The organism is Mesorhizobium sp. WSM4311 (genome assembly GCF_002295115.1).
Lineage (GTDB): Bacteria > Pseudomonadota > Alphaproteobacteria > Rhizobiales > Rhizobiaceae > Mesorhizobium.
Window position 1 is genome coordinate 91,408 of the sequence record NZ_NSFV01000008.1, and the last position, 23,479, is coordinate 114,886.

Genomic DNA, 23,479 nt, shown 5'->3' on the forward strand with positions numbered 1-23,479 from the left:
AACGTGATGGGAACCGGGATGTCGTCAGAGGTCGCTAGCAAAGAGGGACGAGCCGCGTTCGGCAGTTACGAGACCTGGTATCGTATTTCTGGCGATCTCGATGCCGACAAGGCCCCGGTGGTGATCCTGCATGGCGGGCCGGGCGCCGCCCACAACTACGTCGATGCCTACAAGCATCTCGCCCGACGGGACCGCGCCGTCGTCCACTACGACCAGTTGGGCTGCGGCAATTCCACCTTGCTGCCGGAGAAAGGCGCCGATTTCTGGACGCCACGGCTTTTCATCGACGAGCTTGAAAACCTGATCGATCATCTCGGCATCCGCGCGGGTTTCCATGTGCTGGGTCAGAGCTGGGGCGGCATGCTGGGCGCCGAGTATGGGGTAACGCGGCCGAAAGGCCTGAAGTCGCTGACCATCGCCAACTCGCCGGCTTCCATGAAGCTTTGGGTCGAAGAGGCCAACCGGTTGCGCGCCGACCTGCCTGGGGACGTGCAGGAGACACTGACCCGGCACGAGCAGGCCGGCACGACGGAAGATCCGGCCTACCAGGCTGCGACGATGGTGTTCTACGAGCGGCATGTCTGCCGGGTCGTGCCCTTCCCACCGGAGGTGACGGAGACCTTCGACCAGGTCGTGCGCAACCCGACGGTCTATCATCTGATGAACGGGCCGAACGAGTTCCATGTCATCGGAACGCTGAAGAACTGGAGCATCGTCGATCGCCTGCAGGCTGTCGATGTTCCCACGCTGATCATCTCCGGACGCTACGACGAGGCCACGCCCGCGACCGTGCAGCCCTTCAAGGACGGCATCAAGGGATCGCGCTGGGAGATATTCGAGCATTCCAGCCACATGCCGCATGTCGAAGAGCAGGACGCGTGCATGCGGGTGGTGGGCGACTTCCTGGACGACAACGACAACTGAGAAAAGGGGAACCAAGACATGAAGAAACTGCTTTTGGCCGCATCAGCCGCGGCACTGCTGGCCGGCACGTGGCTCGCTCCGGCACAGGCTGAATATCTCAAGGAGCACCGAGGTGGCACCATCCGCCTTCTGGCCCGCTCAGCGGCGGGAACGCTCGATCCGCACATCAACTATACCGACCAGGGCTGGCAGATGTACCAGCCGATCTATGACGGCCTGGTGGCCTTCCGCAAGGCCGAGGGCATGGACGGCTTCACCATCGTCCCCGATCTGGCCGAGGCGCTGCCGCAGGTCAGCGATGACGGCAAGACCTTCACCTTCAAGCTGCGCAAGGGCATCAAGTTCTCCAACGGCCAGGATATGGGCGTCAAGGACGTCGTCGCCTCCTTCCAGCGCATCTTCAAGGTTTCCGGGCCGACTTCCGGCACCTTCTATGCCGGCATTGTCGGCGCCGACAAATGCCTGGCCGATACCAAAAGCTGCACGCTGGACGGCGGCGTCGTCGGTGATGAAGCGGCCGGAACCATCACCCTCAATCTCACCAAGCCGGACGCAGAGATCCTCTACAAGCTTGCCTTGCCGCATGCCGTGGTGCTGCCGGCGGATACGCCCGCCGAAGACATGGGCTCCAAGCCCATTCCCAGCACCGGTGCCTACATGATCTCCGCCTTCGACCCCAACAAGGGCATGACGGTGTCGCGCAACCCGAACTTCAAGCAGTGGAGCGAGGAAGCGCAACCGGACGGCTACCCGGATGTCGTCCAGTATGATTTCGGCCTCTCCGAGGAAGCGGCCGTGACGGCGATCCAGAACGGCGAAGCGGACTGGATGTTCGACGCGCTGCCGAGCGACCGCCTGGGCGAACTTGGCAGCAAGTCCATGGACCAGCTGCACATCTCGCCGCTTTCGGCGTGGTGGTATGCACCCCTCAACAACCGTCTCGCGCCATTCGACAACGAAAAGGCGCGCCAGGCCGTTGCCTATGCGATCGACCGCAACACGCTGGTCAAGCTGTTCGGCGGCAAGGTGCTGGCCTCGCCGGTCTGTCAGGTCCTGCCGCCGGACTTCCCCGGCCATGAGGACTATTGCCCCTTCACCAAGACCCCCGGTGCCAAATGGTCGGCGCCAGATATCGACAAGGCAAAGCAACTCGTCGAGGAATCGGGCACCAAGGGCCAGAAGGTGACCATTATCGTCGAGGACACCGCCATTTCGCGGTCGATCGGCGTCTACCTGCAGAGCGTGCTGACCACCATCGGCTATGTCGCCGACGTCAAGCCGATCTCGTCCAACATCCAGTTCACCTACATCCAGAACACCAACAACAAGGTGCAGATGTCGGTCACCCAATGGTACAAGGACTATCCTGCGGCTTCCGACTTCCTGAACATCCTGTTCAGCTGCGCCTCCTTCCGTGAGGGTTCGGATGCCTCGATCAACATCGCCGGCTTCTGCGACAAGGACATCGACGCCAAGATGCAAAGGGCGCTGGACCTCGGCGTGACCGACCAGAAGGCCGCGGACAAAATGTGGGCCGAAATCGACAAGCAGGTCACCGACAAGGCACCGGCAGTCGGCCTCTTCACGCCGAAGCGGCTTGACTTCGTCAGCAAACGGGTTGGCAATTTCAAGTTCAACCGGCAGTTCAACTGGATGATCACCCAGTCCTGGGTGCAGTAACGAACTGCGGAGGGGCACGTCCGTGTCGAACCAAGCCGTCGCCATGCCACGCAAGACGCGAGGGCCCTGGGCCGTCGCGTTTGCGAAGCTGGCAAGGGACAGGGCTGCCATGGCATCCCTGACCGTGTTCCTCCTCATCGTGCTGGCCTGCCTCAGCGCGCCTCTCTATGCGAAGTGGGCCGGCGTGGACCCCTTCGCCTCGACGCTCGACGCCGTCATCCAGATCGACGGCGCCGACGTTCCGGTGATGGAACAATCGACCGAGGGGCTGGGGCTCGGCTACACGCCGCTCGGTCCGACCTGGCGGCTCGGCAATTATTTCCTCGGCGCCGACAGCCAGGGGCGCGACGTCATGGCCCGAATGCTCTATGGCGGGCTGAGCTCCCTGCTGATCTCCGGGGCGGCCACCATCTTCACCCTGATTATCGGCACGGCGGCGGGATTGATCGCAGGCTATTTCGGCGGCATCACCGATACGGTGCTGTCGCGCCTGCTGGATGTCCTGTGGGCGTTCCCGATCTATCTGCTGGCGATTTCGCTTTCCATCGTCACCATCGCGCAAGGCATCAGGATCGGGCCGATCGATATCGAGTCCGGCAGCCTATGGTTGCCGGTCATCATCATCGGAATCGTCTATGTGCCTTATGTGGCGCGCCCGATACGCGGGCAGGTGCTGTCGCTGCGCCACAGCGAATTCGTGCTGGCCGCGATCAATCTCGGCGTGCCGGGATGGCGCATCCTGTGGCGCGATATCCTGCCCAACATCACCACCACGCTCATCGTCTTCGTACCGTTGATGATGGCGCTGAACATGCTGACGGAATCCGCACTTTCCTTCCTGTCGATCGGCGTGCAGCCGCCCGCCGCCAGCTGGGGCACCATCATCCAGGACGGGCAGGCGCTGCTCTACACCAGGCCGCTGGTGGCGCTGGTGCCGGGCCTGGCCATCGCGGTGTCCGTCATGGCGCTCAATGTCTTCGGCGACGGCCTGCGCGACGCGCTCGACCCGCGCTCCAAGGTTCGGTTGGGGCGCGACTGATGATCTACGCCATCCTGCGCCGTTTCGGTCAGATGCTGTTCGTGATGTTCGGTATCTCGGTCATCGTCTTCCTGATCTTCTTCGCGACGCCGGGCGCCGACCCGGCGGCGCGCATCGCCGGGCGCAATGCAACGCCCGAAGTGCTGGACGCGGTGCGCCACAATTTCGGCTTCGACCGGCCACTCTACGTGCAATATGTGAAGATGATGGAGAAGATCTTCGTCACCGGCGACCTGACCTCCTTCGTCAATCGCGGCTGGAAGGTGGTGCCGGCGGTCATGGATTCGATCCCGGTCACGCTCTCACTGGTGTTCGGGGCGGCGATCCTTTGGGTGGTTGTCTCCATCATCATCGGCATCGTTGCCGCCGCCACCCGCGACAGCTGGCTGGACAAGCTGCTGATGGCTTTGGGCCTGCTCGGCATCTCCATGCCGGTCTACTGGCTGGGCGAGGTGATGAACCTGATCACCCAGAGCCGCTACCACGACAGCTGGGCATTCTCATGGGTCCCGCCGCTTGGCTACAAGAATTTCTCCGACGATCCCAAAGGCTGGTTCCTGACGCTGATCATACCGTGGATTACGTTGGCCATTCTCTACATCGGCATTTACGGGCGCGTGCTGCGCGCCGCCATCATCGAATCCCTGCAGGAGGACTTTATCCGCACGGCCCGGGCCAAGGGCCTGTCGGAGACGCGCATCCTGCTCCGCCACGCCTTGCGCACATCGCTCATCGCGTTCGTCACCTTGTTCGGCCTGGACTTCGGCGCGCTGGTGGGCGGCTCGGCCCTTTTGACCGAGGTGGTGTTCGGGCTGCACGGCATCGGCAAGCTCACCTATGACGCGCTGCAGAATCTCGACCTGCCGATGATCATGGCAACGGTGATGTATGCGTCCATGTTCGTGGTCATCGCCAATGCGGTCGTCGATTTCGTCTACATCCTTCTCGATCCGCGCCTGAGGACATCATGATACTGTCGGTGCGCGACCTCAAAGTATCCTTCCGCACCAATGACGGTCTGGTCCGGGCCATCGATGGTGTTTCGTTCGACCTCGATGAAAGCGAGATTCTCGGCGTCGTCGGCGAATCCGGGTCCGGCAAGACGGTGTCGCTGCTGGCGGTGATGGGCCTCATCACCGATCCCAACGCCAGCATCGAAGGCTCGATCCGCTACAAGGGCCGCGAGCTCGTCGGACTGCCCGCGCGGGAGCTTCGTCGTTTACGCGGCAACGAAATCGCGATGATCTTCCAGGATCCGATGACGGCGCTGACGCCGGTCTACACGATCGGCTGGCAGATCGCCGAACAGATCCGCGCGCACCAGAATATCAGCAAGGCCAAGGCGATCGTGCGCGTAGAAGAACTGCTGGCCGAGGTGAATTTTCCCAATCCGCACGAGGCGATGTCGCGCTACCCGCATCAGCTTTCGGGCGGCATGCGGCAGCGCGCGGTGATTGCGATGGCATTGTCCTGCAATCCGGCGCTGCTGGTGGCGGACGAGCCGACCACCGCGCTCGACGTCACGGTGCAGGCCGGCATACTCGACCTCGTGAGAAAACTGCGCGCGACGCACAAGTCGGCGGTCGTGTTCATCACGCACGATATGGGCGTGGTCTCCGAACTCGCCGACCGGGTGATGGTCATGTATGCCGGCCGCGTGGTGGAACGTGGCAGCCGCACGGATCTGTTTTCCGACCCGCGGCATCCCTATACGCGGGCGCTGCTGGGTTCGATCCCGCCGCTGACCGGCGAAAAGCCGCGCCGCCTGCCGGCCATTCCCGGTTCGCCGCCATCGCTGCTGCGATTGCCGCAGGGCTGCGCCTTCGGCCCGCGATGCCCGGTGCACTACGAGCACTGCGTGACCGACAAGCCAGAGCTTGGCATCGGCACCCATGCCGCGGCGTGCTTCCGGGTGGCGCGGGCATGAGCGGACCTATGATCGACAGCCCTATCCTCGAAACGCGTTCACTCGGCAAGCGCTTCTCGATCGGCACCCGTTTCTCCGCCGACGGCAAGCGAACCGTCCATGCGGTCGACAATGTTTCGCTGACCGTGCGGCGCGGCGAGACGATCGGCCTGGTCGGCGAATCCGGCTGCGGCAAGTCGACGCTGGCGCGCTGCCTGGTGAGGCTCTACGACATATCCGACGGAGAGCTGCTGTTCGAAGGCGAGGACATCACCTCGAAATCGCTGTCCGAGTTGAGGCCGCTGCGCCGCCGCCTGCAAATGGTCTTCCAGGACCCGTCGGCCTCGCTCAACCCGCGCCGGCGCGTCGGTGATCTGGTGGCCGAGCCGCTGCGCATCCATGGCAAGCTTTCGTCGCGCGAGATCACCGCACGCGTCGCGGAATTGTTTGAGCTCGTCGGCCTGCTGCCGGACCATGCCATCCGCTATCCGCACGAATTCTCCGGCGGCCAGCGCCAGCGGGTCGGCATCGCGCGGGCCATCGCGCTCAATCCCGATCTGGTCGTGCTGGATGAACCGGTCTCCGCGCTCGACGTCTCGGTGCAGGCGCAGATCGTCAACCTGCTGGCCGACCTGCAGGAGAAGCTGAACCTCACCTACATCTTCATCGCGCATGACCTGTCCGTGGTACGCCAGGTGTCGACCCGCATCGCCGTCATGTATCTCGGCTCGATCATCGAGGAAGGGCCGGCGGAGGACGTGTTCGCGACATCAGCCCATCCCTACAGCCAGGCGCTGATCTCGGCGGTTCCAGTCGTCGAGACCATGCCCAGCGGGACGCGCAAGCGCATCATCCTCACCGGCGACGTGCCGAGCCCGCTCAAGCCGCCATCAGGCTGCCGTTTCCACCCAAGATGCCCGATCGCGGTCGAGCGATGCCGCACCGAGCGGCCGGAGCTGAGGGAGTATCGACCCGGCCGCAAAGTGGCCTGCCACTTCCCCACGGTTTAGCTGGCGACCATCGACCAAAAGATTTTTTAAAGGTTCCGCTTTCTGTATGGAACCAACCGCAAGACTGTGCGTTTCATAAGGTTCGATCGGGCGGCATCGCGATCGACCGGGAGGAAACGATGGACTACCTGCATTTCTTTGCGCCCGTGCGGATATCGCGCGGGCAGGGGTACCCTGTAGAAGAAGTGGATAGTGTCGCCGAGGCGATGGTTTTCTTGCGTAAATGGCCGACGGGACGACGTGGGCCAGTGTATCAGTGCGCGCTGAATTGCTGCGCGGCAGCTTTGGCGGGGCAGATGTCGGCGGAGGAGGCCAGGAAGGCATTCACCGGCTTTGCCCGGATCACGCGACTCCTGGACGACGACACGGCGCTGCCCGTCCCCGGCGAACCCATGGCGGGCGTGTACGCGCTGCGGCGCTAGCCGCACCCGGATTGCCGAACGCAAGGACTGCGGCCATGACGGCCGCAGTGTGTTGACGTGCCCGGGGCGACGTGGCCGGCCGGTTTCCCGGAAGGCCTAATCCCAAGCGACCGAATAGCGATCGATCACCCAAAGCCAGGAGCCGTCGGCCTGCCGCCGGGCAACCTCGCTGGTGACGTCGCCGTCGGCAAGTCGGGTCGAGGTGAGGGCAAGGTCGCCGCAAATAAGCGCCGGCCGCTGTCCTCCGACCGCAAACTTTCGTCCAGACGCAACGATCTCCGCATAGTAGTCACGAATGGCTTCATGACTGCGCAGAGAACGTCCGTCGCCGCAGTCGATCACGGCATCCGCCTCGGAAAGCGCGACCATGCCATCGATGTCGCCCGCATGCTGTCTCGCTACCAGCATGGGCTCTAGCTGCTGCGGGTCGTAGGCGGGCTCTCCCGCGCTCGGATCATTCATGGCGCGGCCTATGACGCGCTGATCGCTGGTCAGCCACGACGAGACGTTTCCTTGCGAATGTCGGCGCGCCAACCGGCGGAGTGATCCCGGAAACTTTGCCTATTGACGCCTCGCGAATATCGTATCGTGAGGAAGACCGGATGGCTCAGGGGATGAGCAGAAGCTTTCCCGTCGTGCCACGGCTTTCCAAATCGGCATGTGCGCATGCTGCTTCGGCGAGCGGGTAAACGCCGCCGATCCGGATCTTCAGGTCGCCGCTGGCGATCCAGTCGAATAGTTGTCCGGTGCGGGCGCGAAGCAGTGCCGGCGTGTGGATATGATCGAAGAACCTTGCGTAGCCGATCTTGATGCTTTTCGGCAGGCTCATGATGTCGAGCGGTCCGGGACCGCCCAGCACCGGGCCGTACCAGCAGAAGGTGCCGGAGCGGCGCAAGGAGTCGAGCGAAGCCTGAAAGGTCTTCGGACCGGAACCGTCGTAGACGACGTGCACGCCTTCACCGGACAGGCGAACGACTTCCTCGGCGAATCGCCCCTCGGTGTCCACGATCACATGGTCTGCTCCGGCCTCTCTTGCCACGGCGGTTTTGTTTGCGGACGAGACGCGGCCGATCACGTGCCCGCCCCTCAGCTTTATGATCTGGGTGAGCAGCAATCCGACGCCGCCCGCCGCCGCATGGACCAGCGCCACGTCGCCGGGTTGAACGGGATAGAAGTCGGTGGCGAAGTGGCTGGCCGTCAGCCCCTGCATCATCACGGACGCCGCCGTACGATCATCGATCCCGTCCGGAATCGGCACGAGCGCGTCCGCCGGTACCATCGCTCGATCTGTGTAGCTTCCAGGCGCGTACACCCAGGCAACCCGTTGTCCGGGCCGGAAATGCTCGACTCCATCGCCCACGGCGAGTACCCGCCCGGCACCCTCTACGCCCAGAACCTTGGGATTGGGCGTTTCCGTCCAGGCCATGCCCTGGCGGACGCCGATGTCCATGAAGTTCACGCCCGCCGCGGCGACCTCGACCAGAACTTGTGCGCTCGCGGGAGCAGTTTCGGGGCGCTCGACGATTTCGAGCGCATCAGGTCCCCCGGTGCGGTTCATGACGACGGCTTTCATCGCGATATCTCCCTGGCGGCATTCTCGATCAGCCGCGCTACAGGCCCAGGATTCGACACCATCACCACATGCGAAGCACCCTTAATCGCGATCGTTTCGCGGGCGTGAGCCCGTTCAGCCATGTAGGCAGATGCTCGCGGCGGGATGTTCTTGTCCGCGTCGCCGTAGATGAACCAGCTTGGAATGCTCTTCCAAGCAGCCTTGGCCTGAGCTTCGTTGAGGGCGGCTTCCGCGATCGGCCGCTGCGTTGCGGCCATCAGTCTGGCTTGCGCTTCGGGAGCGTCGGCGGCAAACTGATCGTGGAACTTGTCCTGCTGAATGTAGAGATCCTTTCCACCGCCTGACAGCGCGACAGGAGGAGCGAGTGTCGGACCCAGCGTGCTGCCTGGAAACTTTCCTGCAAGTTGCGCAGCGGTTTCACCCGCCTCCGGCGCAAATGCGGCGACATAGACCAGCGCCTTCACATTGGCATGACCATCGGCAGCGTCGCTGATCACCGACCCTCCATAGGAATGGCCGACGAGAACGACCGGGCTTTTTATCGAGGAAAGCACGCTGGCGACATAGTTTCCGTCGCTTCTGACGCCCCGTAGCGGATTGGCTGCCGCCACGACGGAAAAGCCGTCCTTTTCAAGAATCTCAACGACACCGTTCCAACTCGAAGAGTCGGCGAAGGCGCCGTGAACCAGGACGATGGTAGGTTTGTCGGGCTGCGCTTGTGCGTTACCGAACGTGGCCGCGATAATTACGAGGCCTGCGAGCAAGATTTTCATTGGAACATCCTTTCGTTGTGGGGTGCGGTCTTCACCGCGTCGAGCGCAGGTGAGGGGCGGGGATGCCGCAAACTCGCCCTCGTGTTCGCTCTGCGTTTCTCTGCGTGGGAACCGAGTTACGGCGCGTCGCGGGTAAAGACGTAGTCGTGTCCCTGGACGCGCGCCTCGTGGCAGGCGAAGCATGTCTCGTGCTGCGCTTCGTCGACGGGCTTGCCATTAATGAACCGCCCAAAACCCCAGCCGCCGCTCGACGCGTATTTCTTCGAATCCTTGACCATGACCTGCACCGTTGTGGCGGCGCCAGGAACCGAAGCGGGTTCGAACTCGGCCGACTGCATGCGCTTCCAAGCGAGCTTGACCAGCACGGTACCGTCCGGGAACGGCAGCGTGCTATTTCGATAGGCATCCATTGCGACTGTATTTCCCACGACAGCGCGAAGCTCGTTCAGCGGGTCGCCTTCCAGGGCTGGCGCGATGAGCTCCCACCTGCGGTAACCGTCCGGGATCGTCACGCCATAGATCGGCGAGGCTTCCGTGTTGTTCTGAGCTCGAACGATGTCGATCTCCACGCAGCCGATAGCGAGAGCGATCGACACGGTGATGACGGCTGCAATTACAAGATTGCGTCTCATGCGCTCGTTCCGTCCGCACTCAGAACTTGTCGACGTCGATGACGGCCTTTGCGAACGCCTCGGGCGCTTCCTGCGGCAGGTCGTGCCCGATGCCGCCAGTGATCAGCCGATGCTCGTATTTGCCAGAGAATTTCTTCGCATAGGCCGTGGGAACGGGATGTGGGGCGCCGTTCGCGTCGCCCTCGAGCGTGACCGTTGGCACATTGATCACCGGGCCCTTGGCGAGCTTTTCCTCTAGCTCGTCATAGCGGCGCTCGCCTTCTGCAAGGCCGAGCCGCCAACGGTAGTTGTGGATAACGATATCGACGTGGTCGGGATTCCGGAACGCGGCGGCGCTTCTGGCGAAAGTCGCGTCGTCGAAGTTCCAGTGCGGCGAGGCGAGTTTCCAGATCAGCCTGGCGAAGTCATCCGTGTATTTCGCATAGCCGGCGCGGCCGCGGTCTGTCGAGAAGTAGAATTGATACCACCATTGCAGTTCGGCCTGCGGCGGCAACGGCGCCTTGTTGGCCGCCTGGCTGCCGATCAGATAGCCGCTGACTGACACCATGGCCTTGCAGCGCTCGGGCCAGAGCGCGGCAAGGATATTTGCCGTCCGTGCGCCCCAGTCGTAGCCGGCGACGATCGCCTTTTCGACGCCCAGGGCATCCATCAGGTCGATGATATCGACCGCCAGCGCGGCCTGCTGCCCGTTGCGAAGCGTGGCATCCGACAGGAACCGCGTCGTGCCGTGGCCGCGCAGATAAGGGATGATTACCCGATAGCCGGCTCCCGCAAGCAGTGGCGCGACATCGACATAACTGTGGATGTCGTATGGCCAGCCATGCAGCAGTATGACGGGAGGCCCATCCGCTGGGCCATCCTCGGCATATCCAACGTTCAGCAGACCAGCATCGATCTGCTTTAGCGCCGCGAACGCGGTGCGCGATCCTGTTGCGCTGACCACAGCGGTCTGCTCTCCGTCCTGAGCATTCGAGCTTCGGACCGCCCCTAGCTGAGCTAGGGCGACGGTAGCCGCAGCGATGCCGAACAGGCGCCGGCGGTGATGGTCTATGACTTCCGGAATCTTGATTGCGTTCATGGGAGTATTGCCTTTGCTTACGGGGCAGTCGCGGCAGCGCGATTGCCAAGACCGAGGGACTAGATCAGGTTGATTTCGACTTCGATGTTGCCACGCGTGGCCTTTGAATAGGGACATGACTGATGCGCTGCATCGACGACCGCCCTGGCGTCATTGGGATCCATCCCTGGCAGGCTCACATTGAGCCGGGCGCTGAGAAAGAAGGCGCCGTCGTTGCTGTTGAGATCGACCTCCGCATCGATCGCAAGATCCGCAGGCAACACGATGTTCATCTTGCGCGCGGCGATCGCCATCGCGCCTTCGAAGCATGCCGACCAACCTGCAGCAAAAAGCTGCTCGGGATTGGTGCCGCTGCCCGCACCGCCAGGCGTCGAGAGCCTGATGTCCAAGCGGCCGTCGGAGCTGCGTGAAGCACCGTCCCGACCTCCTGTGGTACGCACTTTCCCCGTGTAGAGTCGTTTCGCTTGAGTCGTCATGGTATGCATTCCCGTTATGAAATCGGATGTTCGATCAGCGCAATGATCTGAAGGCCGCGCGGACTTCCTCCGTGAAGAGCAGGGGCTGCTCCCATGCCGCAAAGTGGCCTCCATTGTCGGCTTCGTGGAAGTAGATAAGGTTGTGGTAGCAGCGCTCGGCCCAGCTTCGCGGCGCGCAGTAGATTTCGCCTGGAAACACCGTCACGGCGACCGGGAGATCGGCAATGTCCACGGCATTGAAATTGTTGGAGTGGTCTTCCCAGTAGATCTGCGCCGCCGACGCTCCGGATTCAGTGAGCCAGTAGAGCGAGATGTCATCGAGCATCTCGTCCTTGCTCAGAACCCGCTCGGGCTCCCCGCCGCTGTAGGTCCACTGCGCGAGCTTCTCGTAGATCCATGCGGCCAGGCCGACAGGCGAATCCACTAGGGAGTAGCCGATGGTCTGCGGCCGTGTGACCATCATGGCAGCATAGCCGGAACTGTCCTTGTAGAAGGTGTCGAGCGCATCGAACGCCGCGCTTTCCTTCTCGGTCAGATCACTTGGCGCTGGTTCGCCGGCAGTGAGGATCGCCGCGATCTCTTTCGGAACGGTACCTGGCATGTTGACGTGTATGCCAATGAGCCCAGGCACCTTCTGCAGCGCCATGCGATGAGAGATGACCGAACCGCAGTCGCCGCCCTGTGAGACATAGCGGTCGTAACCCAGCCGCCCCATCAGCACGCCCCAGGCACGGCCGATATGGTCTGAGCCCCAGCCGGTCTCCGTCGGCTTCCCGGAAAAGCCGAAGCCGGGGATTGACGGTACCACGAGATGGAAGGCGTCCCCGGCAGCACCGCCATGAGCGGTCGGATCTGTCAGGGGACCGATGACCTTCATGAATTCCAGGATCGAACCGGGCCAACCATGCGTCATGATCATCGGCATAGCATTCTCATGGCGGGACCGGACGTGGATGAAGTGGATAGCAACGCCATCGATTTCGGTGACGAACATAGGCAGAGCGTTGAGCTTCGCTTCGACCTTCCGCCAGTTGTAATCGGTCATCCAATAGCGAAGGAGATTCTGGAGCTTTGCGAGTTGCACGCCCTGCGACTGATCCGTGACGGTTTCCCGCAGGGGCCAGCGCGACGTTGCCAGACGTCGACGAAGATCGACGATTGCCTCTTCCGGAATGTCGGCGCGAAAGGGATGGACGGCTTCGATGTCGGCACTCGCGCGCGCCCTCGCGGGAAGCAGGCTCAAGGCGCCTGCCACCGCTGATGCGGCAAGCAGGCTTCGCCGCGTGAGCGATGACGATGATGCGGGCATGGTCGTTCTCCTTGGATCCGTCGGCAGAGAGGTTCTGCTGTTTTCGACACATAGAAGGAGATCGCCCGAAGCGCCCGTTATGCATTATGATGCAACGTTAGCGCTCGTCGGCGAATGCAGGCTTGCAGCGAAGCCCCCACTTTTGTTCTTCTCATAGGTGAGTGGTCGCCTGCATGAGCAGGCCGCCAAGGGAGTGTCATGATAGGACCTGCAAGCGACACGATATCATTTGGTCCCTTTACGCTTGCCGTCCGCGAACGGCTGCTCTTGCGGCAAGGCACCACCGTCGATCTGGGCGGGCGGGCGTTCGATATCCTGGCTACTTTGGCTGCCCGCTCCAACGAGGTGATCAGCAAGAAGGATTTATTGGCGAACGTCTGGCCCGACGTGACCGTCGAGGAGGGTAGTCTGCGGTTTCACATGGCTAATCTCAGAAAGGCGTTGGGCGATGGCAAGGACGGCGCGCGCTACATCGCTACCTTGAAGGGCCGGGGCTATTGCTTCGTGGCACCGATCTCGCGATCGGGTGGTCGCGACGATGCGCGAAGCGAGGCCGCCGCCAGCTACCCGCAGGCCAACCTCCCGAGCCGACTGGCCCGCATGGTTGGGCGAACCGAAGACACGGCCGCGCTTTCCGCGGAGCTGGCGGCCGCGCGCTTCGTCACGATCGTCGGCACGGGTGGGGTCGGCAAGACCACCGTTGCGGTGGCGACCGGGCATCACGTGGTCGATGCATTCGCGGGCGCCGTGCATTTCGTCGATCTTGGGGCGCTGAATGATCCCAACCTGGTTGCGCCGACTGTAGCCTCGATGCTGGGGCTGTCGCTTCAGTCTGACGACGCCGCGTCCGCTCTCATCACATACCTGGCTGACAAGAGAATCCTCCTGATCCTGGACACCTGCGAGCATGTCATAGTCGCGGCGGCGGACCTGGCCGCCCGTATCTTCGCTTCCGCGCCGCAGGCCCATATCCTGGCGACGAGCCGGGAGGCTCTCCAGGTCGAAGGCGAGCATGTCTATAAGCTCGCGCCGCTTGCTTACCCGCCAGACGATCTGGAATCCACCGCGGCAGTCGCGCAAGCGTTCCCTGCGACCGAGCTGTTCTTGGAGCGCGCAGCAGCGAGCGGTGCTCGTCTTGACCTCGACGATTCGGAAGCAGGGGTCGTGGCGCACATCTGCCGGAAGCTTGATGGCGTACCGCTTGCCATCGAACTGGCAGCAGGACGGGTTGCGAGCTATGGCCTGCAGAAGACCGCGATGCTTCTCGACGAACGCCTGGCCCTCGTGTGGCCGGGGCAGCGCAGCGCACCGCCGCGCCAGAAGACACTTCAGGCCACTTTGGACTGGAGCTTCGGGCTTCTGTCCGAATTCGAGCGCCTGGTGCTTCGCCGGCTTGCCGTTTTCGTCGGTCATTTTTCGATCGATGCCGCGCTGACAATAGTAACAAGCCCGACCGTGGACGATGCGCTCGTATTCAGCGCCATCGATAGCCTCGTGGCGAAGTCGATGGTCGCGGCGAGGCCAGCCGGTGCAACGATGCGCTACCGGCTGCTCGATACGACGCGGGCTTATGCCCTTCAGTTCGAGGTCCAGGATGCGGAACTCACGGAACTGGTCGCCCGGCACGCGACCTACTGTCTGCGATGGCTGGAGGATACGGGGAATGACTGGCCTACGTTGTCGAGCGCGTCGCAACGATCACAGCACCTCGCCGGCCTTGCCAATGTGCGTGGTGCTCTGGATCGGTGTTTCGGATCCAACGGGGATGCCAGGCTCGGCATTCGTCTTGCCGCCGCCGCTGCTCCGCTTTTCCTATCGATGTCCTTGCTCACCGAGTGCCATCGCTGGACCTCCCTCGCAATTTTCGCTCTCCACGACTCCATGCGCAGCGGACGCGAGGAGATGCACCTTCAGGCGGCCCTCGGGGTCTCCCTGATGTTCACGCACGGGGGAAGGGATGCAGCACGCGTGGCGCTGAACAGAAGCTTCTCCATTGCCGAGCAGCGCGGCGATGCGCTGGATCAGATTCAGGTTCTCGGGCCGCTGCAGATGTTCCATTTGCGTACGGGAGATTTCAAGACCGCGCTCCGCTACGCGGAGCGTTGCGCCGTCATTGCCGGCGCGCTGGAGGACTCCGTCTCCACGACATTGGCGCATTCGTTGATGGGAATATCGCTTCACCTCAAAGGAGAACTAGGCCGCGCACAGACCTCGCTTGCGGCAGCATTGCGATACGGGCCGAATTCCGGCCGGACCACGACCAACTATCTCGGTTTCGACGGAAGAATCCTCGCCGGCGCGATCCTGGCAAGAACGCTTTGGCTGCAAGGCCATCCGGATCGGGCGGTGGAACGTGCGCTGCTGACGATCAAGGACGCCGAGATCCTGAACCATCCGCTGACGCTTTCGATCGCTCTTGTTTGGGCCGTTTCCGTGTTCATTTGGGTCGGCGATCTCGACCGCGCGGACGAGCATATAGACCGTCTCTTCTTGCGTGCGGAACCCCACTCGCTCGGACCGTATCTGGCGCTAGGACGAGGCTTCAAGGGAGAACTGGCCATTCGTCGAGGCGATGCGGAGAAGGGAATCGAGAGTCTGCAACGCAGTCTCGCGGAGCTCCACGCAGCGCCCTACGAACTGCTCACCACTCCGCTCAACGTCGCCCTGGTTCAAGGCCTTGCCGCCACGGGCCGGCTCGCGGAGGCCCTCCCACTGCTCGACGACACGATTCTGTCGGTCGAGGCAAACGGAGATCTCTGCTATATGCCGGAGTTGCTGCGCGTGAAGGGCTGCCTTGTTTTGGCGTCAGTGCAGTCTGGCACCGACGAGGCTGAAACCTGCTTCACGCGGTCACTCGAAATGAGCCAGGGTTGGGGCGCATGGGGATGGGAGCTGCGCGCCGCGATCGACCTGGCTACCCTTCTGATCGATCGCAGACAACACGAAACCGCCCGGGCGCATCTCCAGCCGCGGTTCGAGCGCTTCGTTGAGGGTTTGGATACTGCTGATCTGAAGTCAGCTGCACGTCTGCTCGCGACGCAGAGTTAATCTGGCTCCGCTACAATCGGAGCGAGAGCGCTCCGGAGGTCACATAGCCATACGTGATGCAATCGGCGAGTCAAGCGATGCCGAGTCCTGCCGCCGCGGCAGCGGCAAGCGCCGTAGCGTTATCGGCCTTGAACCTGCCCTGCGGCTGAATCACAACGATCTTGTCGCCATCATGAACTGCCAGGCTTCCGCCCTGCATGAGTACCTGATAGGTGACGAGTGCACTCAGTTCCAACCGCTCATCTCCCTCTGGGCCGCCTGTCTGCGCTTATCAAGGTAGTCTGCCAAATCCTGCAAATGGACACCCTTGGCAAATTTCTGACTTGTTTCTATTCGCATGAGCGGCAGGGCGATGTCGCCTGAACTGAGCTTGCGGAGAAATTTCGGGAGCGTCAGGTGGCAAAGAAATCGCGCCGAACCTCATCGAGCGGAATTATAGCCTTACCGTTGTATTGCGCCATGAACAGAAAAGCGGTGCTGAGTGACATTGATGGTTACGCTTTGAAAAATAGAATGAAACGAGCCACATATCATAGAGGCCGGCAATGTCAGTCTGCCCAACCTAAATGCAGTTTAAATAATGCGGATAAATGATTGACAAGTATATGAAATTTGCCATTGCGCCTATGATGGACTGGACATATAGATAAATGGAATCAGATGTTTACGGGGCAGTGTGTGCAAAAATCGCACACGAAAGTTCTGCTTCTCTTCTTTTTTCGTTCCCACGACGGAGCCGCCGGTAGCCCTTTTCTGACGTTCTTCTGCCGACGATATTGATCGCTCCAACGCGAATGTTCGCCGGGATATCCGTGAACATCATTGTCCGCCCCGGCGTTCACTTGGCCTGGGGTTCCTGGAAGCTTTTCGAACTTTCTGGGTCGCGCCTCAGCACGAATTGCGGGTACTCATGGACAAAGCGGGACACTAAATTCGGTTTTTTGGGGCGAGTTTGGCCGGCATCGACTTCCTGGCGCGTTTGCCCTCCTGATAACGCCGTCAACAGGAATCCAAATGTGAGTGGCAGCTTTGCGCCTCAGGCACGAATCCGTTTCGCGGGAGTGCCGCCTAATATCGATGAGGTCGATGATCGAGTCGATAAAGGCCGTGTGGATCGAGCGCTGCCGGTAGTCAGGTCAAGACTGAGTCGACGTTGAGTTTTGCAGGCGAACCCCGCCTCAAGTGAGGCCATGCCGAACGAGATGGCGAACAACCGGCGGAAACATCTGCTGGCCGATATATGATCCCATGTTCGTGTTCTCGAAGAGTGCTTCGGCAAGGGCGTTATCCTCGACCGCCGGAATTCCGGCCTGGCGCGCTTGAGCTGTTATCTCGTTAGCAACGCGCCCCTGACCCTTGGCGACAACCGTCGGCACCGGCGTTTCGCCCCTGATGTAACGCAACGCCACGGCCCGGTCGCCGGATACGAAGACGATAACCGCATTTTTCACGCCCAGCTTCGCCGGCCGTATCACCGCTTCGCGCCGCTGCCGCTGCTGTTCATGGCGTATCAAGGGGTCGCCTTCGAGATCCTTGTGTTCACGCTTATACTCGGTTGTTGTCATGCGCATGTCGCGAAGAAACAGCCAGCGTTGAATAGGGACGTCGATCACGCCGATGACGACGAAAGCCAGGCCGGCGGCGATTCCCAGCGGCGTCAGGACTGCTTGGATCACCGGCCCCAGGCATGACGGACCGCAACCCGGCGCATCGAATAGCGGCTGCAGCCATATGATCAGCACAAAGACGAAGAGGCATGCCAGTAGCACCAGTTTGATCAGGCCCTTGGCAAACTCGATGACGTTGCGGAGCGACAGGATCTTCTGCAGGCCCTTGGCTGGATTTATGTGGTCGAACTGCGGTTTGAGCGGCTCGAACGATAGGACTGGCCCGAACGTCCCCAGCATGCCGAAGACCGCGGTGAGAACGACAACGATGCCGACCAACGGCAGAGTGGCAAGTACCAGCAGCGAGAAGAATTGATGGATGGCGCGCAGGCTGACATCCCCGAACGAACCGCCGGTCACGGTCACGGTCTGCACCAGTTCCGAAAGGTGCCTGAAGAGCATCGGCCAGGAAAAATAGAGATATGCGAGCGCTGCGAAGAAAGTGAAGCCGGAGATAAGGTCGCGGCTCTGCGGAACCTGGCCTTTGCGGCGCGCGTCGCGCAGCTTCTTGTCGGATGCCGGTAGTTTCTTTTCCTCAGCTTCTTCGGCCATGTTGCAATCTTACCGCACTGTTGTGGTTCCAGTCCGCCCATGCGCTGTGTAAGGTGGCGCCGGGCTTGAATACGGAGAGGTGGATATGCGGTTGCATGTCGTATTCTTGCCTGTGGCCCTGGCCCTGGCGCTGTCCGCTTGCCAGACGGCCAAAACAGGCTCGATCGACGCGAAGGCCCAAGGTCCGTCCTCGCAGTCGGATCGGTTGATCAAGCTTGCCGACGATATCGATGCGCGCGGGGAAAGTGATACCGCGATAGCGCTCTATCAGCGTGCGGCAACGATACCGGACGCCAACGCGGGCGCGTTCGTCAAAACGGGCGACGCCTATATGCGGGCCGGATATCCGGCCGATGCGGCCAAGGCCTATCAGGCCGCGCTCGCAAAAGCTCCCAACGACGGGAAGGCGATGCTCGGCCTTGGCTCGGCGATGATAGAGGCTGGCGACATCGATGCCGGCATGCGCGCGCTCGCGCAGGCAGCGCCTCTGGTCAACACCAGCGCTGCCTATAACCGTCTGGGCGTGGCGCAGACATTCGCCGGCCAGACCGCCGAAGCGCAGACGACTTTCGCCCAGGCGTTGAAACTCGCTCCCGGCGATCTCGACGTGGAGACCAACATGGTATTGGCGGCAGCCCTTGAAGACAATTCCGCGGCGGCACTGCCGCTGGTGCAGAAGATTGCTGCCGCACCCAATGCGCAATTGCACCAGAAGCGCAATGTCGTGATGGTCTATGGACTTCTTGGCCAAGCCGATCAGGTCAAGGGGTCGCCGCCTATCGGTCTGACGACCAAGGAGGTGGCCATCTTGCTCGCGCGTGCCAGGACCATCCGTTCGAAGGGCAGCACGCAGGCCAAGGCCAAAGCGCTCGGCTCCATCCTGGGCTGAAGCAGTTCCATGAAAAGTGCGGAGCGGTTTTCGGTCCGGAATTGCGTTGAAACAACGAGATGAAGTGGCTCGCCGTTTCCGTGAAACTGTGACCTGTTCCAACGCGTCGGAGCGTAAGACCTGGGCCGATCTCGCACCAAGCTTGACGCCTGGAGCGGTGCTGCGGGCGAGGAGTTGGCAGAGGCTCACTCGACGGACTGCGTCGTCTGCGGCGTCGCCGGCGCAGTTGTGTTGGCTCCGCCTGTCGGAGCCTCCTCGCCATCGAGGTAACGACGGGCCGCGCGCGCCGTCGGCGCCGCAGGCGCGGCTCCCATGCGCCGGCCTTCGACCAGGTCGCGTTGGCTTTCGGCCATGCGCTGCAGATTATAGGCATTAGCGCAGCCGGACGGCAGGTGGAAGCCGACGCCGGAGACGATCGTCAGATTGGTTCTGGCGGCCGAATTGTCATCATCGGCCGGTTCGGCCAGGCATGCGTTGGGAGCCAGAACGGAGCCGCTGACGCCTTTCTCGGAGTCGTCGGTATCGGTCGAAACATAGCTGTAGCCGGGCGAGTAATCCTGCCGCTGTTGCGGACTGCTCATGCAGCCGGCCAGAAACAACGGCGGAAAAACGGAGCTGAAAGCGATGCGCAATATCATGGTCGTTTCTCGCTACTTGATGATCAGACCGGTCGATGACGCGTCGTTGGCGTGCTTGCGACTGAGACGCTTGGCAGCCGGGCGGTCGAGCGGCGTGGCGAGGCTGTCACGCACCGGTGCCACCAGATAGGGCGTGATCAAGATGACAAGTTCGGTTTCTTCGTGCTGGAACCGCTGCGACTGAAAAAGGGGCCCAAGCACGGGCACATCGCCGAGAACCGGAAATTTCTCCAGGTTGCGCGAGGTTCGCTGCTGGAAAAGGCCGGCGATCGCAAAGGTCTGACCGCTTGCCACCTCCACCGTGGTGTCGGCTCGTCGCACCACGAAGCTCGGCATGGCAAAGCCGTTGGCGCTTACGGAGCCGGAATCCGATAAAGAGCTGACCTCCGGCTGGACGTGCAGCGCGATGCGATTGCGGCCGATGAGCGTTGGGGTGAAACCGAGGGACACGCCGAAAGGCTTGTATTGAATGGTGGTGACGTCGGATCCCTGCGCGATAGGCACGGGAATCTCGCCACCAGCCAGAAAGTTCGCCGCCTGTCCGGTCACCGCGGTCAGGTTCGGCTCGGCCAGTATCTTGACGACGCCATTGCGTTGCAGGGCTTCGATGAGGACATCGAAATTGAGGCCGTGCGCCTGGTTGAGGCTCAGACCAAAATTCCCATCGCTGCCCGAAGGCACGCCATTGTCCTGGAACATGTTGAATTCGAAGCCGCCGCTCTTGTAGCCGACGGACCAGTCGACGCCGTATGACTGCAACTCCGTGCGCGAGACTTCGGCAAAGCGGACCCGGATGTTGACCTGCTGCGAGCCCTGCACGGTCATGTTGTTCAGCGGCGGCTGTTCTGGCGGCGAGAACGTTCTTGCGACATTGTCCAGATCCTTTGCCTCGTCGACGCCTCGTGCTTCGCCTGTGATGGCGATGCGGGTTCCGAAAATGTGCAGATTTGTCGCCGACTTCGGCTGCATTGCGTGCTTGGCCTCATTGGCGGGCGTGATGTCGGGCGTGACGCGGAATTGAGCGGTTGCCTCGATCCGCTCATCGGCCGTGACCGCAATGAGATTGGTGAGGCCGGGTTTGAGGCCAAAGACATAGACCAAACTTGGCGATACGACCTGCAGGTCCGCGATCGTTGTGTCCGCGACCAGCACGGATTCGACCGGCTCATTGAACCGCAGCAAGCGTCCTTGCCCGACCGGCAGATCGAGACTTGGCTTGCTCGGCAGCGGCGACGCTTTCTGCGCCGCCGCGCCTGCGATCGTGAACAACAAGGCCAGCAAAACGCCAGCCGTCGCGATCGCGAGCCAGCGCATATCCGTCCGCCCAGCTGCGGATCGGACGCTTGCCGCTGTATCGTGGATCGTCATGCCGTTCCTCTCCTGATTCCCCAGATGTCCTCATTCGTCCGGCCGCCGTCATGAGACTGTCTCCTGCGAGGCTTTCGCCTGAGCCGACGGCAGCGCGTGGGCGCGCCCGCCGGCTCTTCCGCTGCGGCCGGTGATCGTGGCCAGCGGCTGGACGTTGAATTCCTGCGCAAGTTCCTGGAAGGACAGGACCGGAAGCTCGATCGCATTGTGGGCGAGCAGGCTGCGCATGTGACGGCGCACGTCCATGGCTGCAAGGACGACCGGCGAGGCGTCGGTGGAATTGTGCGACAGGGCTCGCTCGACTTCGCTTACCAAGGCCTGCGCATCGTCGTCCGCGAGGTTCAGGAACGTGCCTGACGATGTGCTTTGCACCGCGTTTCGCAGAATATCCTCGGCGGAGCGTTGCAGCACATAGGCTGCGATGATGTTGTTGCGGCCGGCGGAACGGAAGCTGATCTGGCGCTTCAGGGACGTGCGGACATACTCCGTCAACAGGACAACGTCCTGTTCGCGTTGACCCCATTCGATCAGCGCTTCGAGGATGAGGCGCAGATTGCGGATCGGCACGTTTTCGCCGACAAGCCGGCGAAGCACTTCCGCGATTTTCTGCAGCGGCACGATCTCCTGCGCCTGTCGGACAAGATCCGCATAGTCCGGCTCCATGTCCGACAGAAGCCTGCGCGTCTCCTGGATCCCGACGAAATGTCCCGCATAGAGCCGGAGTGCATTTGCGGTCCATCTGGCCGCGGTTTCGGCGGGTGTGGCGAAAGCGAAGCCCGCTTCTTTCAGTATCGATATTTGGCTGTCATCGACCCACGCGAACCTGCGCTGGCCGGCGATTGAAGCAGCTTTTTCGTAAGTCAACTCGAGCAGATCGAGATGCGTTGGGTCGGCTTCGACGAGAACACGTCCGGCAGGGATTTCGGCGTCCAGGATGGGCGCGCCTTCCAGATCGATGCGGATGCTTCGCGGGGAGAGCATCTCGTCGGCCTGCATGCCGATGACCGGCACGTCGACACCGAGATCGCCGAAGAGTTCGCGGCGAACGCCGTCGGCAAGCGCAGCAAATTCGGGCTCTGGAACCGCCGCCGCGAGTTCGGCTCCGAAGCGCACGACGACGCGGTAGGAAGCAGTCAGCGTTCCGGTGGAGATAGCTGAAAGCGAAGCCGACTCACCGCGTTGTTCCTGCGCCGCGATCTGGCCGATGTCCTGGGGTTCGGAAACACCGGCGTCGCGGCGATTGATTGCATAGGCGCCCGCGCCGAAGCAGGCGCCAAGGGCCAGGAACACGATAAAGGGGAAACCTGGCACCATGGCAAGGCCAACCATGATCACCGCCGCGAGGGCCAGTGCTCGCGAGTCCCTGAGGAGCTGGCTGGTTATCTGCCGGCCAAGGTCGCCCGTTCCGTCCGCGCTGCCGACGCGAGTCACCATCGTGCCGGCGGCGATCGCGACCAGCAGCGCCGGGATCTGGGCCACCAGCCCGTCGCCCACGGTGAGCAACGAATAGGTCGCGGCCGCGTCCCCCAGCGACATGTCGTGCTGCAGCGTGCCGACGGCGAAACCGCCGATCAGGTTGACCAGGATGATGACTATGCCGGCAATGACATCGCCCTTGACGAATTTCATGGCGCCGTCCATCGCGCCGAACAGCTGGCTCTCGCGCTCCAGCTGCTGGCGCAGGCGGCGTGCTTCAGCTTGATCGATATCGCCGTTGCGCAGCTCGGCATCGATGCTCATCTGCTTGCCCGGCAGCGCATCGAGCGTGAAGCGCGCGGCCACTTCGGCGACGCGTTCCGCACCCCTCGCTACCACGATGAATTGCGCGACTGTGATAATCAGGAAGATAACGAGGCCGACCGCGATGCTGCCGCCGACGACGAAGGTGCCGAAGGCGGTGATGATCTTGCCGGCGTCGGCCTGCAGCAGGATCAACCGAGTTGTCGTGATCGTGATCGCCAGCCGGAACAAGGTGGCGATGAGGATGACCGACGGCAACGACGAAAACTGAAGCGGGTGAGAAACGTAAAACGACGCCAGTAGGATGAGCACGCTAATGGCGATATTTGCGGTGATGAGGAAGTCAACGAGAAAGGTCGGCAGGGGAATGAGCATCATCACCACTGCAACCAGCATCAGGACGGCGATGATCAGGTCGCTGCGGCGTGACAGCCTGGCAAGGAATTGCAGAAGTCGCTCCGACGCGGTCATCAGGCAGCCCGATGCGACAGGAAGCTGAGCAACGCGCTGTGCGCCTCGCTTTTGCGCCCGGCAACGAGCAGGGCCCGACTCTTCAGCAGTGCAAGCACCGGGTGGTCCATTCCTTCCAAAGTCTCCAGCCTGGCAATCGTCGAAAGCGCCTTTTCGGCCTCGCCATCCAGTATGAGCAGGTGCGCCAGTGTCCTGAGAACGCCGGCATTTCCCGGCGAGAGCTGCGCGGCGATAAGCAGGTACGCCGCGCCCCGCTTGGCCTGCCCATGACAACCGTGGAGATA

Annotated in this window: 20 protein-coding genes and 2 pseudogenes; 9 read left to right on the forward strand and 13 right to left on the reverse strand. The window is 62.1% G+C overall.

The window, feature by feature from the left end; genetic code table 11:
* Window positions 1-18 precede the first annotated feature (18 nt).
* The 7 genes from CK226_RS21650 (at window position 19) to CK226_RS21680 (ending at window position 6,981) form a co-directional block, all read left to right on the forward strand.
* Complete coding sequence (locus tag CK226_RS21650; protein ID WP_095793033.1) at window positions 19-924, forward strand: proline iminopeptidase-family hydrolase; 906 nt, start codon at window positions 19-21, stop codon at window positions 922-924.
* 18 nt (window positions 925-942) lie between these two features.
* Window positions 943-2,604, forward strand: a complete 1,662-nt coding sequence (locus tag CK226_RS21655; protein ID WP_095793034.1) for an ABC transporter substrate-binding protein — start codon at window positions 943-945, stop codon at window positions 2,602-2,604.
* A 22-nt stretch (window positions 2,605-2,626) separates the two neighbouring features.
* Window positions 2,627-3,643: an ABC transporter permease gene (locus CK226_RS21660; protein ID WP_095788800.1), complete on the forward strand. Its 1,017-nt coding sequence runs from the start codon at window positions 2,627-2,629 to the stop codon at window positions 3,641-3,643.
* Entirely contained in the window at window positions 3,643-4,614 is a 972-nt protein-coding gene (locus tag CK226_RS21665; protein ID WP_095788799.1) for an ABC transporter permease, read from the forward strand. Before CK226_RS21660 ends, CK226_RS21665 begins: the two co-directional genes overlap by 1 nt.
* A complete protein-coding gene (locus tag CK226_RS21670; protein ID WP_095793035.1) occupies window positions 4,611-5,570 on the forward strand; it encodes an ABC transporter ATP-binding protein in 960 nt (319 codons plus the stop codon). The genes CK226_RS21665 and CK226_RS21670 overlap by 4 nt, the downstream gene beginning before the upstream one ends.
* The gene (locus tag CK226_RS21675; protein WP_280951480.1) at window positions 5,567-6,559 is read left to right on the forward strand and encodes a dipeptide ABC transporter ATP-binding protein; all 993 of its coding nucleotides are present in this window, start codon (window positions 5,567-5,569) and stop codon (window positions 6,557-6,559) included. The genes CK226_RS21670 and CK226_RS21675 overlap by 4 nt, the downstream gene beginning before the upstream one ends.
* Before the next feature lie 119 nt (window positions 6,560-6,678).
* The gene (locus CK226_RS21680) at window positions 6,679-6,981 is read left to right on the forward strand and encodes a DUF982 domain-containing protein (protein ID WP_095774370.1); all 303 of its coding nucleotides are present in this window, start codon (window positions 6,679-6,681) and stop codon (window positions 6,979-6,981) included.
* 96 nt (window positions 6,982-7,077) lie between these two features.
* Here CK226_RS21680 and CK226_RS21685 read toward each other — a convergent pair whose 3' ends face one another.
* The 7 genes from CK226_RS21685 to CK226_RS21715 all read right to left on the reverse strand — a co-directional run bounded on the left by CK226_RS21685 (window position 7,078) and on the right by CK226_RS21715 (window position 12,822).
* Complete coding sequence (locus tag CK226_RS21685) at window positions 7,078-7,515, reverse strand: hypothetical protein (protein WP_245437807.1); 438 nt, start codon at window positions 7,513-7,515, stop codon at window positions 7,078-7,080.
* Window positions 7,516-7,588: 73 nt separating this feature from the next.
* The gene (locus CK226_RS21690; protein ID WP_095788796.1) at window positions 7,589-8,554 is read right to left on the reverse strand and encodes a quinone oxidoreductase; all 966 of its coding nucleotides are present in this window, start codon (window positions 8,552-8,554) and stop codon (window positions 7,589-7,591) included.
* On the reverse strand, window positions 8,551-9,327 hold the full coding sequence (locus CK226_RS21695) for an alpha/beta hydrolase (protein WP_095774372.1): 777 nt from the start codon (window positions 9,325-9,327) through the stop codon (window positions 8,551-8,553). The genes CK226_RS21690 and CK226_RS21695 overlap by 4 nt, the downstream gene beginning before the upstream one ends.
* 116 nt (window positions 9,328-9,443) lie before the next feature.
* The gene (locus tag CK226_RS21700) at window positions 9,444-9,959 is read right to left on the reverse strand and encodes a cytochrome P460 family protein (RefSeq protein ID WP_095774373.1); all 516 of its coding nucleotides are present in this window, start codon (window positions 9,957-9,959) and stop codon (window positions 9,444-9,446) included.
* Between the two features lie 19 nt (window positions 9,960-9,978).
* Window positions 9,979-11,022: an alpha/beta hydrolase gene (locus CK226_RS21705; RefSeq protein WP_095774476.1), complete on the reverse strand. Its 1,044-nt coding sequence runs from the start codon at window positions 11,020-11,022 to the stop codon at window positions 9,979-9,981.
* Window positions 11,023-11,096: 74 nt separating this feature from the next.
* Entirely contained in the window at window positions 11,097-11,513 is a 417-nt protein-coding gene (locus tag CK226_RS21710; RefSeq protein ID WP_095774477.1) for an organic hydroperoxide resistance protein, read from the reverse strand.
* A gap of 34 nt (window positions 11,514-11,547) precedes the next feature.
* A complete protein-coding gene (locus tag CK226_RS21715) occupies window positions 11,548-12,822 on the reverse strand; it encodes an epoxide hydrolase (RefSeq protein WP_095793037.1) in 1,275 nt (424 codons plus the stop codon).
* 198 nt (window positions 12,823-13,020) lie between these two features.
* On the opposite strand from CK226_RS21715, the gene CK226_RS21720 reads away from it, so the two are divergent.
* The gene (locus tag CK226_RS21720) at window positions 13,021-15,870 is read left to right on the forward strand and encodes a winged helix-turn-helix domain-containing protein (RefSeq protein WP_095793038.1); all 2,850 of its coding nucleotides are present in this window, start codon (window positions 13,021-13,023) and stop codon (window positions 15,868-15,870) included.
* 73 nt (window positions 15,871-15,943) lie between these two features.
* Here the strand turns inward: CK226_RS21720 and CK226_RS21725 are convergent.
* The 3 genes and pseudogenes from CK226_RS21725 to CK226_RS21735 all read right to left on the reverse strand — a co-directional run.
* Window positions 15,944-16,090, reverse strand: a pseudogene (locus CK226_RS21725) (LysR family transcriptional regulator); the annotation flags it as partial.
* Window positions 16,091-16,095: 5 nt separating this feature from the next.
* Window positions 16,096-16,358, reverse strand: a pseudogene (locus tag CK226_RS21730) (pyocin activator PrtN family protein).
* Between the two features lie 690 nt (window positions 16,359-17,048).
* Complete coding sequence (locus CK226_RS21735) at window positions 17,049-18,089, reverse strand: EscU/YscU/HrcU family type III secretion system export apparatus switch protein (protein ID WP_095793039.1); 1,041 nt, start codon at window positions 18,087-18,089, stop codon at window positions 17,049-17,051.
* 85 nt (window positions 18,090-18,174) lie between these two features.
* Here CK226_RS21735 and CK226_RS21740 point away from each other — a divergent pair, with 85 nt between their 5' ends.
* Window positions 18,175-18,978, forward strand: coding sequence for a tetratricopeptide repeat protein (locus tag CK226_RS21740; RefSeq protein WP_095793040.1), 804 nt, complete (start codon window positions 18,175-18,177; stop codon window positions 18,976-18,978).
* Between the two features lie 185 nt (window positions 18,979-19,163).
* On the opposite strand, the gene CK226_RS21745 is transcribed toward CK226_RS21740, so the two are convergent.
* From CK226_RS21745 to sctV, 3 genes are all read right to left on the reverse strand, one after another.
* Window positions 19,164-19,559 (reverse strand): hypothetical protein, encoded by a 396-nt coding sequence (locus CK226_RS21745; protein WP_245318210.1) that lies wholly within the window; start codon window positions 19,557-19,559, stop codon window positions 19,164-19,166.
* Window positions 19,560-19,628: 69 nt separating this feature from the next.
* Complete coding sequence (locus tag CK226_RS21750) at window positions 19,629-20,930, reverse strand: type II and III secretion system protein family protein (protein ID WP_245437808.1); 1,302 nt, start codon at window positions 20,928-20,930, stop codon at window positions 19,629-19,631.
* A 102-nt stretch (window positions 20,931-21,032) separates the two neighbouring features.
* The gene (gene sctV / locus CK226_RS21755; RefSeq protein ID WP_245437809.1) at window positions 21,033-23,468 is read right to left on the reverse strand and encodes a type III secretion system export apparatus subunit SctV; all 2,436 of its coding nucleotides are present in this window, start codon (window positions 23,466-23,468) and stop codon (window positions 21,033-21,035) included.
* Window positions 23,469-23,479 lie beyond the last annotated feature (11 nt).

Bases quoted from the DNA above. Each gene is read 5' to 3' on its own strand.
- CK226_RS21650 (WP_095793033.1), top strand. From the start codon at position 19: ATGTCGTCAGAGGTCGCTAGCAAAGAGGGACGAGCCGCGTTCGGCAGT.
- CK226_RS21655 (WP_095793034.1), top strand. From the start codon at position 943: ATGAAGAAACTGCTTTTGGCCGCATCAGCCGCGGCACTGCTGGCCGGC.
- CK226_RS21665 (WP_095788799.1), top strand. From the start codon at position 3,643: ATGATCTACGCCATCCTGCGCCGTTTCGGTCAGATGCTGTTCGTGATG.
- CK226_RS21670 (WP_095793035.1), top strand. From the start codon at position 4,611: ATGATACTGTCGGTGCGCGACCTCAAAGTATCCTTCCGCACCAATGAC.
- CK226_RS21675 (WP_280951480.1), top strand. From the start codon at position 5,567: ATGAGCGGACCTATGATCGACAGCCCTATCCTCGAAACGCGTTCACTC.
- CK226_RS21680 (WP_095774370.1), top strand. From the start codon at position 6,679: ATGGACTACCTGCATTTCTTTGCGCCCGTGCGGATATCGCGCGGGCAG.
- CK226_RS21690 (WP_095788796.1), bottom strand. From the start codon at position 8,554: ATGAAAGCCGTCGTCATGAACCGCACCGGGGGACCTGATGCGCTCGAA.
- CK226_RS21695 (WP_095774372.1), bottom strand. From the start codon at position 9,327: ATGAAAATCTTGCTCGCAGGCCTCGTAATTATCGCGGCCACGTTCGGT.
- CK226_RS21700 (WP_095774373.1), bottom strand. From the start codon at position 9,959: ATGAGACGCAATCTTGTAATTGCAGCCGTCATCACCGTGTCGATCGCT.
- CK226_RS21710 (WP_095774477.1), bottom strand. From the start codon at position 11,513: ATGACGACTCAAGCGAAACGACTCTACACGGGGAAAGTGCGTACCACA.
- CK226_RS21715 (WP_095793037.1), bottom strand. From the start codon at position 12,822: ATGCCCGCATCATCGTCATCGCTCACGCGGCGAAGCCTGCTTGCCGCA.
- CK226_RS21720 (WP_095793038.1), top strand. From the start codon at position 13,021: ATGATAGGACCTGCAAGCGACACGATATCATTTGGTCCCTTTACGCTT.
- CK226_RS21735 (WP_095793039.1), bottom strand. From the start codon at position 18,089: ATGGCCGAAGAAGCTGAGGAAAAGAAACTACCGGCATCCGACAAGAAG.
- CK226_RS21740 (WP_095793040.1), top strand. From the start codon at position 18,175: ATGCGGTTGCATGTCGTATTCTTGCCTGTGGCCCTGGCCCTGGCGCTG.
- CK226_RS21745 (WP_245318210.1), bottom strand. From the start codon at position 19,559: ATGAGCAGTCCGCAACAGCGGCAGGATTACTCGCCCGGCTACAGCTAT.
- CK226_RS21750 (WP_245437808.1), bottom strand. From the start codon at position 20,930: ATGCGCTGGCTCGCGATCGCGACGGCTGGCGTTTTGCTGGCCTTGTTG.